This is a genomic window from Streptomyces sp. NBC_00328 (genome assembly GCF_036139655.1).
In the GTDB taxonomy this organism is placed as follows: Bacteria; Actinomycetota; Actinomycetes; order Streptomycetales; family Streptomycetaceae; genus Streptomyces.
This window is the reverse complement of record NZ_CP108013.1, coordinates 9,846,395-9,863,349: the sequence shown is the minus strand read 5'-3', so window position 1 is coordinate 9,863,349 and position 16,955 is coordinate 9,846,395. Positions and strand designations below refer to the sequence as shown.

The 16,955-nt window shown below is 68.4% G+C and carries 13 protein-coding genes and 1 pseudogene; 5 read left to right on the top strand and 9 right to left on the bottom strand.

Translation table 11 applies throughout. The annotated features are described in order from the left end of the window. Positions 1-257: 257 nt before the first annotated feature. A complete protein-coding gene (locus OG485_RS43395; RefSeq protein ID WP_328663322.1) occupies positions 258-3,128 on the bottom strand; it encodes a CRISPR-associated endonuclease Cas3'' in 2,871 nt (956 codons plus the stop codon). A 1,521-nt stretch (positions 3,129-4,649) separates the two neighbouring features. On the opposite strand from OG485_RS43395, the gene OG485_RS43390 reads away from it, so the two are divergent. Genes OG485_RS43390 through OG485_RS43380 form a run of 3 tightly spaced genes read left to right on the top strand, consistent with a single transcriptional unit; the run spans position 4,650 to position 6,321 of the window. Then, a complete protein-coding gene (locus OG485_RS43390; RefSeq protein WP_328663323.1) occupies positions 4,650-4,826 on the top strand; it encodes a hypothetical protein in 177 nt (58 codons plus the stop codon). Further along, on the top strand, positions 4,823-5,854 hold the full coding sequence (locus OG485_RS43385; RefSeq protein ID WP_328663325.1) for a TniB family NTP-binding protein: 1,032 nt from the start codon (positions 4,823-4,825) through the stop codon (positions 5,852-5,854). Before OG485_RS43390 ends, OG485_RS43385 begins: the two co-directional genes overlap by 4 nt. After that, complete coding sequence (locus OG485_RS43380) at positions 5,851-6,321, top strand: TniQ family protein (RefSeq protein ID WP_328674188.1); 471 nt, start codon at positions 5,851-5,853, stop codon at positions 6,319-6,321. The genes OG485_RS43385 and OG485_RS43380 overlap by 4 nt, the downstream gene beginning before the upstream one ends. A gap of 747 nt (positions 6,322-7,068) precedes the next feature. Here the strand turns inward: OG485_RS43380 and OG485_RS43375 are convergent. From OG485_RS43375 to OG485_RS43355, 5 genes are all read right to left on the bottom strand, one after another. Beyond that, positions 7,069-7,563, bottom strand: coding sequence for a TIGR03668 family PPOX class F420-dependent oxidoreductase (locus tag OG485_RS43375; protein WP_328663328.1), 495 nt, complete (start codon positions 7,561-7,563; stop codon positions 7,069-7,071). A gap of 85 nt (positions 7,564-7,648) precedes the next feature. Next, a complete protein-coding gene (locus tag OG485_RS43370; protein WP_326782937.1) occupies positions 7,649-8,929 on the bottom strand; it encodes an MFS transporter in 1,281 nt (426 codons plus the stop codon). Then, the gene (locus tag OG485_RS43365) at positions 8,926-10,293 is read right to left on the bottom strand and encodes an SUMF1/EgtB/PvdO family nonheme iron enzyme (RefSeq protein WP_328663337.1); all 1,368 of its coding nucleotides are present in this window, start codon (positions 10,291-10,293) and stop codon (positions 8,926-8,928) included. The genes OG485_RS43370 and OG485_RS43365 overlap by 4 nt, the downstream gene beginning before the upstream one ends. After that, positions 10,290-11,069 (bottom strand): phytanoyl-CoA dioxygenase family protein, encoded by a 780-nt coding sequence (locus OG485_RS43360; RefSeq protein WP_328663339.1) that lies wholly within the window; start codon positions 11,067-11,069, stop codon positions 10,290-10,292. The genes OG485_RS43365 and OG485_RS43360 overlap by 4 nt, the downstream gene beginning before the upstream one ends. After that, positions 11,066-12,418 carry a formylglycine-generating enzyme family protein gene (locus tag OG485_RS43355; protein WP_328663340.1) on the bottom strand — a complete coding sequence of 451 codons (1,353 nt, stop codon included), beginning with the start codon at positions 12,416-12,418 and terminating at the stop codon, positions 11,066-11,068. The genes OG485_RS43360 and OG485_RS43355 overlap by 4 nt, the downstream gene beginning before the upstream one ends. Before the next feature lie 757 nt (positions 12,419-13,175). On the opposite strand from OG485_RS43355, the pseudogene OG485_RS44185 reads away from it, so the two are divergent. After that, positions 13,176-13,424: pseudogene (locus OG485_RS44185) on the top strand (hypothetical protein); the annotation flags it as partial. A gap of 17 nt (positions 13,425-13,441) precedes the next feature. Here the strand turns inward: OG485_RS44185 and OG485_RS43345 are convergent. From OG485_RS43345 to OG485_RS43335, 3 genes are all read right to left on the bottom strand, one after another. Beyond that, entirely contained in the window at positions 13,442-13,849 is a 408-nt protein-coding gene (locus OG485_RS43345) for a hypothetical protein (protein WP_328663343.1), read from the bottom strand. A 249-nt stretch (positions 13,850-14,098) separates the two neighbouring features. Further along, complete coding sequence (locus tag OG485_RS43340) at positions 14,099-15,280, bottom strand: ISAs1 family transposase (protein WP_328663345.1); 1,182 nt, start codon at positions 15,278-15,280, stop codon at positions 14,099-14,101. Between the two features lie 149 nt (positions 15,281-15,429). Then, a complete protein-coding gene (locus OG485_RS43335; protein WP_328663347.1) occupies positions 15,430-15,822 on the bottom strand; it encodes a hypothetical protein in 393 nt (130 codons plus the stop codon). Positions 15,823-16,236: 414 nt separating this feature from the next. Between OG485_RS43335 and OG485_RS43330 the strand changes: the two genes are divergently transcribed. Continuing rightward, complete coding sequence (locus OG485_RS43330) at positions 16,237-16,746, top strand: ISAs1 family transposase (RefSeq protein ID WP_328674200.1); 510 nt, start codon at positions 16,237-16,239, stop codon at positions 16,744-16,746. Positions 16,747-16,955: the final 209 nt, after the last annotated feature.

Genomic DNA, 16,955 nt, shown 5'->3' with positions numbered 1-16,955 from the left:
CGCCGGGGCCAGGGCATGTTCTCGGCTGGTTTGCTGCTGCGGGGCAACGCGGCGGCCGGGCTGGCCAGCCGCGGCCGGTGCTGTGCAGGGGACATCGCAGCGCCCTTGTGGGGCGGAACGGTGTGCGATGAGCGACCGGGCGTTCGGTGATATGCGGCACAGCGAATCATGTCGCCACAGCGCTTCGCGACCGGTGAGAAAATCCGACTATCGAAGGGTGGCGTGATGCTTTCAGCCCCGAGTATTACGTGCAGTGATCATTGATGGTCTTTGCGGTGAAGGAGGCCGAGTTCTTCGTCCATGCGGAGCCAGTGATGGCCGAAACGCTGTTCACTCTCCCGTGTTGAAGAATCAGTGGGCAGCAGCACGGTGTCAGCGAGAAGAGGATGCTGCTTCCAGCTTTCGGGCGGCTGGTGCTGGGCGGAAGCACGGGTGACCCAGGCGGCCGGGACAGGCACTGTGTGTTCCAGGATGCTGCGCAGGTGGCTTCGGCTGAGGTGTTCCTGGTCCGGGAGCGGGAGAAGGCCGGCTGCGTCGAGAGTCAGGGTGCCGTCGGGGCTGCGGTAGCAGGGCAGCAGGCGGCGGGGCAGAATGCCGGGCCGGGTGGCCGCCTGGGCGGTGGTCAGGTGCTGACGGTGCAGGTCGGCCAGGGAAGAGACCCGTATCGCTGGGGGCGCCAGGTGGATCGCGCTGAGCTGCTGCTGACCACGGGTGCGGGTCTGGTGGGTGGCGGCCATCTGCCGCAGACGCGTCGTTTCCCCCGCGAAACCGGAGGTGACACCGTGGACCTGCTCGACGAGGGCCTGGACGTCGTCGGGTATGACGAGGGGTTCTTTCTCCAGGGTGAGGAGGAGCCGGGCGGTTTCGTGGAGGGTGACGGCGGGCTCGACCGTGCCCCATCCGGGCGGCAGAGCGGTCGCGCCGCGTGAGTTGACCGGGTTCAGCACCGTCAGCGTCGGGCTGTTGTCACGGTCCCACCAGGCGGGGTGGCGGTCCTGCCCGGCCCACAGACGGGTGAAGCGGCCCAGGCGCCCCAGGCGCTGCAACAGGCGTGCCAGAGAAGCGAGATCGCTGACCATCAGGTCGACATCAAGGTCCAGGCTCATGTCGAGGAGGCTGGTGGTGACGAAGACAAGGCGCGCCGGGCGCGGACCGGCGGGCCCCAGCCGGGTCCGGAGGTCCCGCAGCGTGCTCTGCCGTCGCCACCCCCGGACCCGGGCGTGGACGAGGACCAGGTCGTGCGGTGGGCCGGTCCATGTGCGGCGCAGGTACTGGTAGGTGTCCTGCGCGTCGGCGACGGTCGCGCACACCACGGCCGCGCATCCGCCGTGGCGGGTCACCGGCTGGAGCGTGTCTGCGATCACGTCCAGGCGCTCCCCCGGGTCGACGGTGCGGCCGGCCTGTTCCAGGCGCCGGTAAGTGACCGGTCGGGTGCGGATGTGAGCGGTCCTGCGCTGGGCGGCCCTTTGCCGGTCCTGGGCCGGTTCGGACATGCGGTGGGCGGTGGCGGTTGCCGCGTCCGCGAACAGCCACCCGGGGTAGCGGGGGGCGAACGAGGCGCCGTGGAGACCAGTTTGGCCGGCTCCGGACAGGTAGGCCCGTACCAGCTCGGTGGCGGTGGACGCAGGCATCGTCGCCGACAGCAGGACAACCGGGCAGTTCAGGGCTCCCAGCCAGTGCAGCAGGCGCAGCAACTGGAGCTGGCTGAACGGGTCCAGCGCGTGGGCTTCGTCGACCACGACGGTCTTGCCCGACAGGGCCAGCATGCGCAGCGCACTGTAGCGGACGGGCAGGACAGCCATCTGCGCCTGGTCGGTGGTGGAGACGGTGTACTGGGCCAAGAGCGCGTTGTCCGCTCCCCGCAGCCATCGGTCAGGACCGGCGGTGCCTGGGCCGGACTCTGTCTCGTCGCCGGCCGCAAAATCGTCCGGGCCGTCGGTGAACGGGGTGTCGGGTGGTCCGTCCAGAACGGACATGTCCGCCGGGGCCAGGCTTCGGCCGGTGTAGGCCTCGTTGAGGTCGCTGTGGTGGTGCACCAGCGTCACGGGAGCGTACTCGGGCCGGTGGGCGCGCACGTACCGGTCCAGGACCTCGTAGGCCTGGTCGGCGGCGGCCGTGGCCGGGAGCAGCCACATCACCCCCTGAGTGCCACAGTGCTCGTTGAAGATCCGCGCCATCTCCAGGGCGGTCACGCTCTTTCCCGCCCCCATGGCATCGGTGACCACCGCGATGCCACTCCCCCGCTCGGCGACCAGCCGCGGCAACTCCTCTATCACGGAAGCCTGAAGAGCGTTGGGTTCCTCAAGTCCCGGGTGGGCGGTGGTGAACGGGACCCGGTCCAATGCGAAGCGTGTAAGGCCAAGCCGCTCGACCTCCTCCTCGGCCTGCTGGCGGGCGTGACTGTAGTGCTCGGCAGCCCCGAAGGACGGAGTGTCCGCGTTGGGCACCCAATAGCGGCGCTGGCTCGCGACCCGGTCGGCCACCATCGTCAGACCCGTGCTCAGCACTGCGGCCTCGACCGACATCCGATCCGGAGCCTCGTCGACACCGAACAGGTGCCACAGCAGCCGGGTGTAGCGGCGGCGCAGGTCCTGCCACACCGGCCCACCTAGGGTGGCCTGCACCCGGTGGGCGGATGCCGCCCCGTCCACGTCGAGTTGCAGGAACCGGCCGTGGTGCCCGCCCAAAGACTGAGCAGCACGGACGGCGGGACTGTCGTTGCCGCCGACGGCGAATCCCAGCTCGCCCAGCAGATGCAGCCCCGCATGCATTGACGCGCGCGCGTGCGGCACGTGCACCACTGGCCCCATGTCCGCCAGCAGGTCCTCCCCCAGCCTTATGCGTACTGAGGACTCAAAGGACTGCCAACTCGGAATCAGCTTTCCGATGTCGTGCATGGCGGCCAGGAAAGACACCAGTGAACGCGCATGCTCCTGCGAGACGTTGTGCCCGGCGCCGATGACCTTACGTTGGCTCGGGGTCAGGAACCGGTCCCACAGCACCGCGGCCACCACACCCACATCGATCAAGTGGAACAGCAGCGAATACACCCTCAGCGTCGCACGATCGAACTTCCCGCAGGGACGACGGTTAATACCGTCGTACCGGGCATCCTCAGCAGCTCCCATCTCCACACGCTGCCGTCTCCCCGAACCCACAACAATATGATCACGCAAAATCGGAGCAACCAGCCTCGCGTCCACTACAATCCACGCTCCACCCGTACATCTCCTACGGGCTCAACCTCAGATGTGGCATCATTTCCTTTGCCGGTCGCGAGCAAATGACGGAAAAGTGCCCCAGATTACCCAGGCCAAGGAGGGTAGAGCCCGCGCAAGCGGGAATGACTCCTGCGGGTCACCCTCGACCGGGTCAAGGATCCCGTAGAGCCCGCGCGAGCGGGAATGACTCGGCCATATACTCCAAGTTCACTTCGACGCTGGGGTAGAGCCTGCGTGAGCGGGAGTGACCCAGACTTCCTGTCCAGGACGGTGACCGCCGCGCTGCAGATCCCACGCAAGTAGGAATGACCGGCCGGGAGCAAGTCCCTGAACCGGGGTGAAGTTGGAGCCCGCGCGAGCGGGAGTGACGCGCGGTCGCGCAGCTCAGGCGGTAGCGCATGGCGGTAGAGCCCGCATGGGCGGGCCTGACCCATAGGCCAAAGCCGTTGCGCCGGGCGAACTTGGGGTAAATCCCGCGCGAGCGGGAGCAACTCCGCTCCCTGGCTTCTGTCTTCAGACGCAAGGGCACAGCCCGCACACGGCTGGAGTAGCCTCGAAGTCGGGACTCGGTTGGCAACACCACCCCATCAAGCCCGCGCAAGCGGGGATGACTCGATCGCCGCCCTCTGGGAGGCAATCGGCTTCCGTTAGAGCCCGCGCGAGCGGGGATGACTCGATCTGGCGGACCTTGTGGGGGTTGAGGTGGACGTAGAGCCTGCGCGAGCAGGAGTGACGCGTGGTACCAGTCTTCGGTGGTGTGTTCGAGGACGTAGAGCCCGCGCAAGCGGGAGTGCCTCGCCCTCCAGCCACACCAGTGACTCCGGCCGATAGTAGAGCCCGCGCGATCGGGAGTGACGCGCCATCTGGGCGTACGCCCCGCCCGACATTCCGGTAGCGCCTACGGCGAGCGGGAGTGACCCAGACTTCCTGTCCAGGACGGTGACCGCCACGTTGCAGAACCCGCGCGAGCGGGAGTAACTCGCGCATGAGGCCGATCTTCTCGGCTGCCGGCCTCCGCCTCGTAAAGCCCGCGCGAGCGGGGGACACGGAACTCCAATCTTCGTCGTCGCAGGACTAGCACGCGAGGCTAACGCGGGTTCGGCAACAACCTGACCAAGTTCGCCGAGGCCATCCCTATCCGCCAGCCCAGCATGCCGGCCGATAGGGAGCCGTCGCGGCGGAACGGCACCCACAGTCCGGCGCGAAATCGAGTGGAGGCCATACTTGAAGACCACCTATAGAGCAAAGAGGCAGGTCACAGCCACCCTCGTATTGTGATTCTCGTGGAGCTGAACAGGCAATTCTCATAGCCATGCGTCAGCCATTCTCGTCCAATGTCAGGAGCAATTTCCCCACTTCCCCTGTATACAGACGCTCCTGGTACTCATCGAGAATGACACCTGGGTGAGAACTTCACGAGACAGGACCGTGAGAGTCAGCAGTGACGACGCACAGACCGGAGGCAATAAGGACGCCGAGGACAGTCTCGACGCCGTCGACGCCCGCACCCCTGTCGATGACGACAGCCACGCCGGTGGCGACGAGCCCCCGGCGCCGGCCCGATTCGCGCTGTACGACGCCTTCGAGGAGGCCGAGCACTGGTGACCAGCCCCGACACCACGCCCCCCGTCGAGGAAACGTCCGCGCAGGCAGTCACCACCTTCGATGCCTTCGCCCGCTTCGCCCACGCCGCCCCGCCCGCGCCGCCGCAGCCCGGCCAGAAACCGCGCTCGCTGGAGGAGCGCCTGGCCTACCACTCGCGGTTCGTCACCGTGCGCACCCCGGCCATCGAGACCCTGGCACGCCAGGTACGCACACTGATGATCCTCGGACGGCACCAGCACATCACCGCCCGGCCATCACTGATCGTCACCGGGCCGGCCACCACCGGCAAGACCACCGCGCTGCTGCAGGTCGGCCGGACCTGCCACCTCGCCCACACCCGCCGTGCCGCCCCGGGCGACGACAGTGTGCCGGTGGCCTATGTGCTGGTGCCGCCCGGCGCCACCGCCAAGACACTGGCCGGGGAGTTCGCCCGCTACCTCGGCATCCCCGTCACCACGCGCATGACCACCGCGCAGATCACCACGGCTGTCTGCCACACCTACACCGCGGCCGGGGTCAAGCTCGTGCTGATCGACGAGATCCACCGCCTCAACCCGCGCACCTCCACCGGCGCCGAGGCCGCCGACTGGCTCAAAGACCTCACCGAACGCGTCCCCGCCACGTTCGTCTACGCGGGCATCGACGTCACCGCCAGCGCAGTATTCTCCGGGGTGCGCGGGGCGCAACTGGCTGGGCGGGCCTCCCTGATCGACTGCGGGGCACTGCCCGCGCGGACCGGCGGCCGGGAGCCGTTCCGCGAACTGATCGCCGCTCTGGAAGCTGCCCTTGACCTGAGCGCGCACCGGCCGGGCAGCCTGCCCAGGCTGGCTCCCTACCTGCACGAGCGGACCGCCGGACGGATCGGCAGCCTGGCCCGCCTGATCCGCCAGGCCGCCATCGAAGCCATCCTGGACAGCAGCGAACGCATCACCAGAACACTGCTGGACTCCATTGCCCTGGACCACCTCGCCGAGGAGCACTACCGGCCCCGCACCTCCGCCCGCCGCGCCCGGCCCGGCAGCCGGTGACCACCCCCACCGCGCCCCGCCCCGCCGTGCGAGCCGCAACCATGTGGCCCACCCCGCCCGGCGCACTGCGCGTGAGGCCGCTGCCCCGCGAGGCCACCGCCTCCTACCTCACCCGCCTCGCAGCCGCCTACCACCTCAGTGCCGCCCAGCTCCTGGACGGCCTGCACATCACCACCACCGGCACCCCCGCCGCCCCGCCCGCCACCGAAATCCACCTCAGCAACGAAGCCGCCCGCCGCCTGTCCGGCTTCACCCGCATCCCGCCCGCACACCTCGCCCGCGCCCTGGCCCGCCGGCCCCCGCCCGCCGCCATCGGCACGGCCCGCGCCGCCACCGCCCGCTGGCAGCCCGCCCAGCCCGCGGTGCAGCCGCTGCCTGCGTGCACCGCCTGCACCGCTCACCGCAGCCCGCACAAAGCCGTCCCCGCATGGACCCACCCGGCACCCAGCCTGCCCCCACACCCCTGACACCCACCCAGCAGACCGCCTTCCTCCACGACCTCGCCAGCCGCCTCCAACTGCCCCGCCTCGCACCCGCCGACCACGACCTGCTCCACCAACGCCTCACCGCCCGCTGAACGGCCCACACCCCTTGCCGCCCCGACCCTCACACAACCGGCCGGCACCGGTACCTATAGGCGCGCCAACCACACTGAGCAACAACCGCCGCCCCACCCAGCTCACTGCGCAACACCAAACAGCCAGCTCAGCCCACGTACCACCCGTCACCGACCCCGCAGCCCCGCAACGACCGCCCCCGCAAAGCGAACACACGGCTCAGTACAACTGAACAACAGCACGTCACCATCAAGATCAATAAGCAAAAGCGTCAGCTACGCCACAGCCGCTGGCAGGCCATCACGAACAATGCCACCGATGTGTAGTCCGGTCAGGGAGACGGCCAGGCGGGCGTCTCGGGCTCGCTCCACCCTTCATCGAAGTGGTCCGCGTCTACCCGGAGGAGACGACAGCAGCGGGCCACCGGGTCAGGACAGGCGCCGGCCGCCGGAGGTGATCCAGGCGTGCGGCAGCCGGTGTCCGGGGCGGGAGGTGGGCCGGTGCTCGTTGCGCATGGGAACGCGGGCCGGCGGCTCGCTGCCGTCCGCAACGAGCGCGCCGTCCTCGTAGTGGAAGCCGACCTCCTTGTCGAGCCGAGCGGCGAGGGGTCGAAGTACGCCTCGAGTCGCAGCCTGGCAAAGCCGTCTTCAGCACCGGTCAAGCACGGCTGGACCGCAGCCATGACCGGTCGCGCCACGGGCGCCGTCGGCCGGCTTCCGCGGATCGCTCGCTGTACGCCCAGCCGAGCCAGTCCTTGATGTCGATGGCCACCACGGGTCCGCCGTCCTGGAGGTAGCGGGGGCCGTCGAACGACTCGTACTTCCGGTCCAGCAGGCCGAGCGCACGCGTGCGCTCCGGGCCCTCCTCGATCACCCGGGCGGTGCCGCGCAGCCGTACCCACCACGCCTTCAGCCAGTCCTCGTCGTAGCAGTCGGCCAGGACCGTGACCCGCTGGTCGCGGTCGAGGTTGCGCAGCCGCTTGGGCCGCGGGTTCCCGCTCTTCGGCTTGTCGGTCGGTGAGTAGAAGACGTCGCCGTCGACCACGAAGATGACGGGCACGACATGGGCGCGCCCGCGCTCGTCGACCGTGGCCAGCCGGACGGCCCGCTCGCCCTCGAACCGGCTGCGCATCTCTTCCTGCCCGAGTTTCATCGGAACTCCTTGTGTCTGGGTCCCTGGCGCTGGGAATGACGAAGTGGCTCACGGCGCCGGTCTGTCGCGCAGGTCCTGGGAGGGCTTATCGCCGCTCGATGCTCAGGAGCGGTTCCTGCCGCTCCCCGCGGTGCCGACGCCGTCGTACCAGCAGGATCAGGACCGTGCCGAGGACGGCGAGGCCGACGGTGGTCTGGCCGGACAGTTTGATGGTGTCCGACGCGCCGAGCGTGTCGACCAGGGGGCCGCCGAGCACCGCGCCCAGCGGGGTCGCGATCACGAGGATCGCGCTGCGGAAGGCGCTGAGGCTCACCAACTCCTCGATGGGTGCCTTCTGTTGCAGCAGGGTGATGGTCACCGGTCCGTAGGGTGCGTAGATCAGCCCGCCGAGGCCGAAGCCCGCGATGCCCGCGGCGAGCGTGCCGAACTGGGCGAAGGGGAGGATCGCCAGCCCCCAGCCGGCCACGATGCCCAGTACGGTCGGCCACAGCGGGAGCCGCCGCAGCGTTCCGGTGACCCAGGTCCCGATCACCGCGCCGACGCCGAACGCGCCCCAGATCCATCCGAGGGCGGTGGGGTCCCCGCCCATCCGCTCGGCCACGACAACCGGGACCGCCACCTCGATCGGCCCGTACAGCAGGTAGAAGACGAACGAGAGCGCGAGCAGGCCCATCAGCTCCGGGTGGCGGGCGAGGGTCCTGCCGCTGCGCCGCAACGGCACCGCGGGACGGCGCTCGAGGGTGCCGTCGCCGCGCACCCGGGCCGTCACGAGGGCGAGGTACAGATAGCTGACCGCGTCAGCGGCCAGCACCGCGGCCGGCCCGAACGCGACCGTGACCAGACCGGCCAGCGGCGGTCCGGTGATGAACGACAGCTGTTCCTGGCTGCCCACCAGCGCGTGGCCGGCCAGCCGGTCCTTGGCCGGCAGGGTCTCGGCGACGAACGTCTGACGGCCGGCGATCCCCCAGGCGTGCAGGACCGAGGAGATGGCGAGCAGGGCGATGTAGGTCGCGGTGTCCAGCAGCCCCGTCCAGTACAACGCCGGGATCAGTGCGAACAGGGCGCCGCGAAGGAGCGCGTTCACCAGGATCAGGCTCCTGGCGTTGCGCCCGCTCAGCCAGCGTCCCAGCGTGAGGGAGCCGATCGCGGCGGGCAGACTGTAGGCGGCGACGGCGAGCCCCACCACGAGGGACCGGTCGGCCGGAGCGGCCAGTTCGACGGCCAGCCACGCCACACCGACGAAGCTCATGCCGTCGCCGAGGAAGGAGACCAGAAATCCGGGCTGCAGCCGGCGGAAGTCGGGGTTGGCGAGACAGCGGGTGTAGCCCTCGGGCAGCACCCGCTGGATTCGCCGTACTGCGGTCATCGAACAGGCACCTCGGATTCGCTCGCCGCGCAGCGGAACCCGATCTCCGGGCTCCTGGTCACCAGCGCCTTGCCCGCCCGGCTGACCGCGGTGAGCAGCGCGGGGGGCGAACTCCACGCCCCGCCGCGGACACTGACCTCGGCCGACCACTCACCCCACAGGTCGCCCGGGTCCATGGTGCCGAAGCGTGGCTGGAGCGGGAGGCCGTCCAGGAACCGGGTGGACGTCCACTCCCACACGTTGCCGCACATGTCCCGGACGCCGAAGGGGGATTCGCCGCCCGGCAGGTTCACCGGACCGGTCAGCGCGGGCAGTTCGGCGAAGGACAGATCCGCGAGCCGGCGCAGCCACGCCCGGCGGTCCAGGACCGTCCCGGCGTCCTGTCCGAGTACCGAGTGCAGGCCCCGCACCAGCTCGGGCCGGAACTCGGCACCCCAGGGGTGGTGCCGGTGGTCGTCTCCCCGGGCGGCCCGCTCCCACTCGTCCTCGGTGGGCAGCCGCTTGCCGCACCAGGCGGCGTAGGCCACCGCGTCGTACCAGCTGACCCCGGTCACCGGGTGGTCGCCGGCGCAGCGGGGGTCGTCGGCGGTGGAGCGTGTGTGGTCGGTGTTCCTCGGCTCGTCCGGGTGGCACCACAGGTGGCCCTGGGCACCGACGTCGGCGACGAACGCGTCGTACTCGTCGTTGGTGACCGGGCAGGTGTCCAGGTAGAACCCCTCGACCGTGACCTCGTCCACCGCGGGCTCGCCCGGGTCGCCGAAGGAGTGTTCCCCGCCGGGGTGCGTCCCGCGGCGCAGCCGTCCGGCCGGGACGTGTCGCATCCCGTCCGGGGAGAGCCGGCTGGGCAGCCGGTCGGCCGACAGCGGGACGGGGAGGTCCTCCAGGACCGTGCCGGCCAGTGCCGTGTCGGCGAGCAGTGTCTGTGCCGAGGCGAGTGCGTGCGCGTCCGCCACCGTCACGTAGTTCCCGACGCCCGCGGCGATCTGGTCCGGTGACCGGCCGAGGACGGCCAGCAGGGCGTGCAGCGCGGAGGGGCCGCCTGCCGAGCGCAGGGCCGGTGTTGTGGCCAGGGAGGCGAGTGCGGGTCCGCGCACGGTCTCGTCCGGGTCGGCCAGTGCCCAGCCGACGGCCTCCGCCGCCAGTTCCGGGGCGAGCCGTACGGCGGCGGCCAGGGCCTGGCGCCGTATCCCGGGCGTGTCGTGCAGCAGGCCGACCGCGAGGCATTCTTCGAGCAGGTGCGGGTCGGCGAGCTGCTCCAGGGTGCGCAGGTAGCCGTCGAGCAGGGCGTCGCGTTCCGCCGTGGGCCCGTCGGCCCAGGCGGCGATCTGCAGGACTTCGGACGGAACGTCCGGGGTGGTGGTCATCGCGCGTCGGCCTCCGCTCCGGTGATCATCTTGGCGAAATCCTCGCCCGCCCGGTGGCTGTACGCCGTGCCCGCCGAGGGCTTTTGTCCCGCGGAGTAGTACACGTACAGCGTCGCCCGGCTGGTGTCGTCGAGCACCGGGCCGGAGTGGTGGAGGATGTTGTAGGTGTGGCAGATGACGTCGCCCGCCTCGGCTTCGAGCGGAAGTCCCAAGGTCTCCAGTCGCCGCGGCGGATACCGGTGGGATCCGGGCACGAGGATCAGGCAGCCGTTGCGGACGGTGGCGTCGTCCAGGTAGATGCCCACGTTCACCAGGGGGGTCAGCGGGAGGTCGTGCGGGAAGTCGAGGTGCCAGTCCAGCGCGCTGTAGGAGCTTCGCTTGCCCCGTTTCATCTGCCACACGGCTCCGTCGACGGCGTCCTCGAACCGCCATGTCGGGCTTCCCAGCAGGCCGGGGCCGAGCGCATCGAGTTTCCGGCGCTCGATCAGTTCCCGGGTGTCCGCGCAGTGCAGGGTGAAGTAGGGCAGCCGGTGCAGGGTCGCCCGGCCGTTCTCATCGTACGAGGGCTTGATCACCTGGTCGCGGTGCTCGGCCGGTACTTTCCCGTCGAGTGTGTCGCGCTCCAGGCGTTCGGCGTCGCGTTGGATGACCTCCACGTCCTGCGCGTCGAACACGCCGCGGTAGATGACGAACCCGTACTGCTCGTAGAAGGCGCGTTGTTCCGCCGTGACCGTGCCGTCGTAACGGAACCGCGGAATGCGCTGCGGCGAACTCACCGGATCACCCCTCGGAACCCGATCTCGTTGTGCCGGTCCGTGAAGAGGTCCTTGCCGCGGAAGTACGCCGTGACCTGCTCCCGCATGGAGGTCCACGCGCCACCCCGGATGACCACCGAGGTCTCCTCGGCCGTCGCCCATTCGGTGCGGGGCCTGCCGGAGATCATCGGCTTCATCCGGTCACGGGTGAAGAAGTTGGTGTCCGTCCATTCCCAGCAGTTCCCGACCAGGTCCGCGACGCCGTAGGGGCTGACGTTCCTGGGGTGGGAGCCGACCGGCACCGTGGTGACCGCGGGAGTTGTCTCGTCGAAGGTGCTCAGGGTGTCGCGCCAGTGCTCCAGGCTCTGCGCTTCGCCGAAGGAGGCACCGAACCAGCGCAGCGCGTCCGGGTCGAATTCGTCGCCCCACGGATAGAGGGATCCACTCTCGCCCCGTGCGGCCTTCTCCCATTCCAGTTCGGTCGGCAGCCGCTTGCCGACGTGAGCGAGGTAGGCGTAGGCGTCGAACCAGTCGACACCGGTCGCGGGGTGGTCGGGGCCGAACCGGGCGTCGCCGACGATCCCGCGGCGGTGGTCCTTGTCCTCGGGCTCATCGGGGTGGCACAGCGCGTGCTCGGCGGCCTGCGGGCTCTGCGCCCACTGGTCGTACTCCCGGTTGGTCACCGGGTACCGGTCGATGAGGAAGTCGGGCAGGTAGCGGGTCTGCCGGGGGGCCGCGTCGTCCACGTCGTAGAGCGGATGGACGACGTCGTCCATGCCGATTCCGGCGACGAACTCGGACGCGGGGACGAGCACCATGCCCTCGGGAACGGGACGGGGCAGGTTCTGCGGGTCGTAGTCCCAGTGTTCGCCCAGTGCGGTTCCCTGCGGCAACTGGCCGGTCCTGGTGTGCTCCCGCTCGATCTCCAGCCTGGCCGCGCGGTCTTTTGCGCCGAGGATCTCGTCCATCGCCTTGGCCACGACGGCGGCGCCGATGCCCACCGGCTTGGTGCTGCGGAACAGGCCGGCCTCGGCCGGTCCGGTGATGTGCAGCAGCTCCTCGTAGGCCTCGCCGATGCGGTTCCGGCCGGCGATCTTCGCGGCGGAGAACACGATGAAGTCCTCGTCGTCGCCGAGCAGCCAGACCAGGAATTCCCGCGCCGCGGGAAGAGTGGCCGTGAACGGCCCGACACCTTCGAGAACCGTCAGGCGGACATCCGCACGGGGGTGGGTCGCCGCCATCGCGCAGAGTTCTTCGATGACCTGGGGGTGCCGAAGTCCGGCGATCGTCTCACGCAGTTCGGCGCGTTCTTCGCCGGTCAGCGGTTCGTGCGATTTCTGCCATGCTTCCGGGGCCAGAAAACGATCCACCAGCCCGTTCAAAGTCTTCTGCTCGACGGCAAAACGTTCGTAACTCCACCTGTGCACTGATCCCACCTCGATTGCCACGGTCAGATATCCCTGAGGCCGAGAACCCTGGCCTGTGGAGGGTGCCAGCACCCTCCACAGGCCACAAGACCGCCCTGATCAGGCCGCCCACTTGAAGTACTTACCGGCCGGGCGGACACCGCCCTTTCGCTGCGAGCGCAGAGCGTTCCACTGACGAAGCGTCTTCATCTGATTCACCTCCTCGGATGGATCGGCAATCGAGTGGATCGACCATCCCGTCGAATGCTCGGCTCTGTCAAGTTCACGGTTTTTTCCGCGTTGTTGACGGGCTGAACATCTTGTTCAACTGCCGAGTCCCCACGGTTGAACAAGCAGGCCTGAACAAGCAGGACGGCGAACAGAATTCAATGGCCCACGATTTGAAAGGAGTGCGTTGTGCGAGTTCTCGTCGTGCCGTTTCCCTGGAAGGCGCATGTGTTCAACCTGGTGCCGCTCGCGTGGTCGCTGCGGACGGCCGGGCACGAGGTGCAGGTGGCCTGCTGACCGGATCTGCTCGACGCCGTCACCTCGGCCGGGCTGACGGCAGTGGGCGTCGGTCCCGGCGAGACGTCGAAGGTGCGCAGGCAGCGGGACCGGCGCCAGACGTCCGAGCGTGCCGCCGCGGCGAAACGGTCCCCGCAGTCTCGGACAGGTGCGCAGCTCTTGGTGCGAACATCCCGCGGACAGTCATCTCTAACATCGAGAACGGCAGGCGAACAAACGTGTCCGTGGCGGAGGTTCTCGTCCTCGCCAGTGCCCCAGGACAGGCGCCGGCCGCCCTCGTGTTCCCAGCCGGGTATGTATCCGAGGTGGAAAGCGCAACACCGTCGAGCGGGCTATCGACAAGTTGAAGAACTACCGGGCCGTGGCAACGCGTTACGACAAGCGTGGCCATGTGTTCCTCGGCACCGTCACAGCAGCCGCCCTGGCCCTCTGGATTCGCTCGTAAGGCCCGGTCGCGGCAGGTTACCCCTGTCCGTCTTCGGCCTCCCTGGCCTGGATGAGGGCTCTCAGACGTTCGTCTTCCGTCTGTGGCCAGGCCAGCGGATCCGCGTCGTGGGGTTCGCATCTCGCCTGCCAACGGGCCAGTCCACTGGCGATGTCGTCGAGCGAATGAATCCATTTGCCCTCGTCCGATATGCCGTGCCAGACGACTCCCGGACGATTCGGATCCTGGCACAGGTCGAAACCATGCAGATACTGCAGGGCCCCGAAGACCAAAGGAGCGAAACCGCGTTCTACCTCGTCTTCTACCCATGAGGCTGCCCATGAATGGACGGCCTCACGGATCACCTCACCCGCGGCCAGTGCTTGCCATCGAGCAGCCGCCTCCTCACGACTGGGCGGGGGTGGCGGCACCTTGAGATCGCTCATGCGTCCACAATCGCACCCCAGGTAGGCCAGCTGGATCGATCTGTTTCTTGATCGGCCGGACAGTTCTAGTTGAAGTTGCGGCGAGTGCCTTCTCGTAGCCGATGGGACTGTGTTGTCCGGGTCGGGAGTGACGCCGCCGGGTGTTGTAGCGATGAAGCCACCGGAACGCCGCCGGGCGGGCCTCGCGCTCGCTGGTCCAGCCCTTGGCGCCCAGGGCTTCGGCGTAGTCGCGTGATGCCCGGTTTGTGATCATCCGAGGCCGAGGAGCATGAGCGGGCGATGAGGGTTACGGGCGTTGTGGCGGAGGCCGGCCGCGATGTTCTTCGCTCCGGCTGTTCGGAGGGCTCCGATGGCGAGGTTGCGCCAGGTGGCCATGGCGCGGGGCGTGTTGCCGGTGCGCACTTGTGAGGCGTCCTCGGCGAAGGTGGTGTCGCGGACGTGGTGCAGGGCTTCGATCTTCCAGTGGTCCCGGACGAGTTGGGCGAACTCGGCCGGGGTGGCCTGCTCGGCGGTCAGGCTGGTGACGGCGTAGACGGTCTTGATGGTGGTCCTGCCGGTCTTGCGGTCGGTGCGTCGGCGCTTGATCTGGACGGCCTGGCGGGCTCCGGGGAAACGGAGGCTGTTCACGGTGGCGACCTTGATGCGGCGGATCTCCGAGCGCCCGTGGCCGATGCCCCGGGTGCGGCCCTGAAGCGGGATGTCCTTCCAGGGAAGGGACTTGAGCTGTCTTCGGAGCTTCTTCTGGTTGCCCTTGACGATCGCGATGTAGTGGGCTGCGCGGGCGAGGAGGTATGCGGCGTGCTCGTGCTGGGTGTGCATCGCGTCGCTGGTAACGACGGTTCCTGTCAGGTCGGCGACGCTGTCCAGCATGGGCTGGAAGCAGGTGATCTCGTTGGTCCTCTCCCCGACGTCCAGTTGAGCCAGGACCAGGCCGGTGGTGTGGTCGAGTGCGGCGAGCAGGTGGATCTTCCGGCCCTTCGCCCTGGCCGCGCCCCGCAGGCTCTTGCCGTCCACCGCGAGGCCGCGCAGCCCGGCCGGCTTCGGGCATCGGTCCGCGAGCCAGTGTCCGACGGCCCGGTCCAGCGCGTCGGCGTCGATGCGGCCCAGCAGTCGACGGACCGTTGTCTCGGAGGGCAGGACCCGCCGGGGCTGGAGCGGATCGGTGCGGGCGCCGACCCGCTCCAGCACGCGCGGCGGGGCATCGGCGATCCACTCGCCAACCGCCAGCAGCGAGGTTGCTCCGGCCAGCACAGCACACGCGGTGAGTGCGAGCACGACAGCCAGATGATGACGCACCCCGCGCGAATCACGCGGGTCCGGCACCTCGGCCAGCCGCTCCAGCAGGCCCGGGACCTCCTCTGATACGACCTCGGGATGCTCCCGGAGTTGGTCAAGGGCAGGCGAAATCAGCGATGATGTGTCGGCAGGCATGATCTTCCACTCGGATCACGGGGCGTATAGAACTCCATGATCTTGGAAGGCGTGCCTGTACTATTTCCCGCCCCACCGGAGCTGGCAGGCCACCACGAACCGGACGTCAGACGACTACCCCGAAACCCTGAGCGGATGATGGCGGGCGTTCAGAGATTCAGTGCGACCACGATCAGGATCACAGCTGGAATGATTCCGTAAATCAGTAGGCCGACCTCGCTCCAGTCAATGGGATGAACCCTCGCCCTGGCAGGTCTCCGTCTATCGTAGATCACTTGAACTTCGTCCCATCGCGTCAGGGGGACCTTCTTTCCTTCGCGAATAATGGTCGAGGCGCTGATCGCCTGGAATTCACCCTCGTGATCCACGAATATGAGCATGTAGCTGAAACTTCCCCCGGCCCAGCTCTCGCCGCGCCGCACCACCTCCGCCAGCTCCCCACGTCGTTTCAGCGTCCAAAGCGCCCACGGCCAGTAGAGCCCGAACACAAGGCATCCTGCCGCCACAGTGAGCAGGATTGACTGAACAATCAGGGTGTCCATGTCGTGAGCCTAGCGCCGTACAACACCGCGTGAGAAGCATGGAGGCACAGTGGCTGACCTCACAGGCCGGGGCAAAATACTTCAACGTGAAGCAGAAATAGCGGCCTTGTAGCCGACCCAGAAGGGTTGGCTACCCAAGTGGCTCGACGAACAGCTGAAGAAATAGGCGGCTGCGAACAACCGGCTCATCTATGAGAGCACGCAAGCTTTCAATACCGCCCCGAGCGCCCTCAACATCTCTCCCGAGATGATTACGGTGACGGTGCACGGGGTGAGCTTCCCCGGTGTCGAAATCTATAAGTTCCCGATCATCGGAAAGCTAGACAACAGCCCGCTCAGCAATAGAGTCTCGCGAACGTCGACAGCAGAATCTCGCCGATCAGCGCCAACTGACCGAGCGCCTGCAGCACCTCAATCGTCAAGGGCAACCAGAAGAAGCTCCGAAGACAGCTCAAGTCCCTTCCCTGGAAGGACATCCCGCTTCAGGGCCGCACCCGGGGCATCGGCCACGGGCGCTCGGAGATCCGCCGCATCAAGGTCGCCACCGTGAACAGCCTCCGTTTCCCCGGAGCCCGCCAGGCCGTCCAGATCAAGCGCCGACGCACCGACCGCAAGACCGGCAGGACCACCATCAAGACCGTCTACGCCGTCACCAGCCTGACCGCCGAGCAGGCCACCCCGGCCGAGTTCGCCCAACTCGTCCGGGACCACTGGAAGATCGAAGCCCTGCACCACGTCCGCGACACCACCTTCGCCGAGGACGCCTCACAAGTGCGCACCGGCAACACGCCCCGCGCCATGGCCACCTGGCGCAACCTCGCCATCGGAGCCCTCCGAACAGCCGGAGCGAAGAACATCGCGGCCGGCCTCCGCCACAACGCCCGTAACCCTCATCGCCCGCTCATGCTCCTCGGCCTCGGATGATCACAAACCGGGCATCACGCGACTACGCCGAAGCCCTGCCTTGGCGCCCTGCAGTGTTTCGCGTTTGAACGTTGCGTTGGACGACTCCGCGAGTGCGTTGTCGGGTGGGCGGCATGGAGCCGGGTGAGCAGGACGCGGGCGGCGGCGCATTCCTGGACGTCGGCGGGGGGTGACGAGCAGGTCGACCGACAGGCCGTCCTGATCAACGA

What these genes read in the sequence shown, in the direction of transcription:
- OG485_RS43395 (WP_328663322.1), bottom strand. Translation starts at nt 3,128, where the DNA reads ATGGGAGCTGCTGAGGATGCCCGGTACGACGGTATTAACCGTCGTCCC.
- OG485_RS43375 (WP_328663328.1), bottom strand. Translation starts at nt 7,563, where the DNA reads ATGAAACTCGGGCAGGAAGAGATGCGCAGCCGGTTCGAGGGCGAGCGG.
- OG485_RS43370 (WP_326782937.1), bottom strand. Translation starts at nt 8,929, where the DNA reads ATGACCGCAGTACGGCGAATCCAGCGGGTGCTGCCCGAGGGCTACACC.
- OG485_RS43365 (WP_328663337.1), bottom strand. Translation starts at nt 10,293, where the DNA reads ATGACCACCACCCCGGACGTTCCGTCCGAAGTCCTGCAGATCGCCGCC.
- OG485_RS43345 (WP_328663343.1), bottom strand. Translation starts at nt 13,849, where the DNA reads ATGAGCGATCTCAAGGTGCCGCCACCCCCGCCCAGTCGTGAGGAGGCG.
- OG485_RS43340 (WP_328663345.1), bottom strand. Translation starts at nt 15,280, where the DNA reads ATGCCTGCCGACACATCATCGCTGATTTCGCCTGCCCTTGACCAACTC.
- OG485_RS43335 (WP_328663347.1), bottom strand. Translation starts at nt 15,822, where the DNA reads ATGGACACCCTGATTGTTCAGTCAATCCTGCTCACTGTGGCGGCAGGA.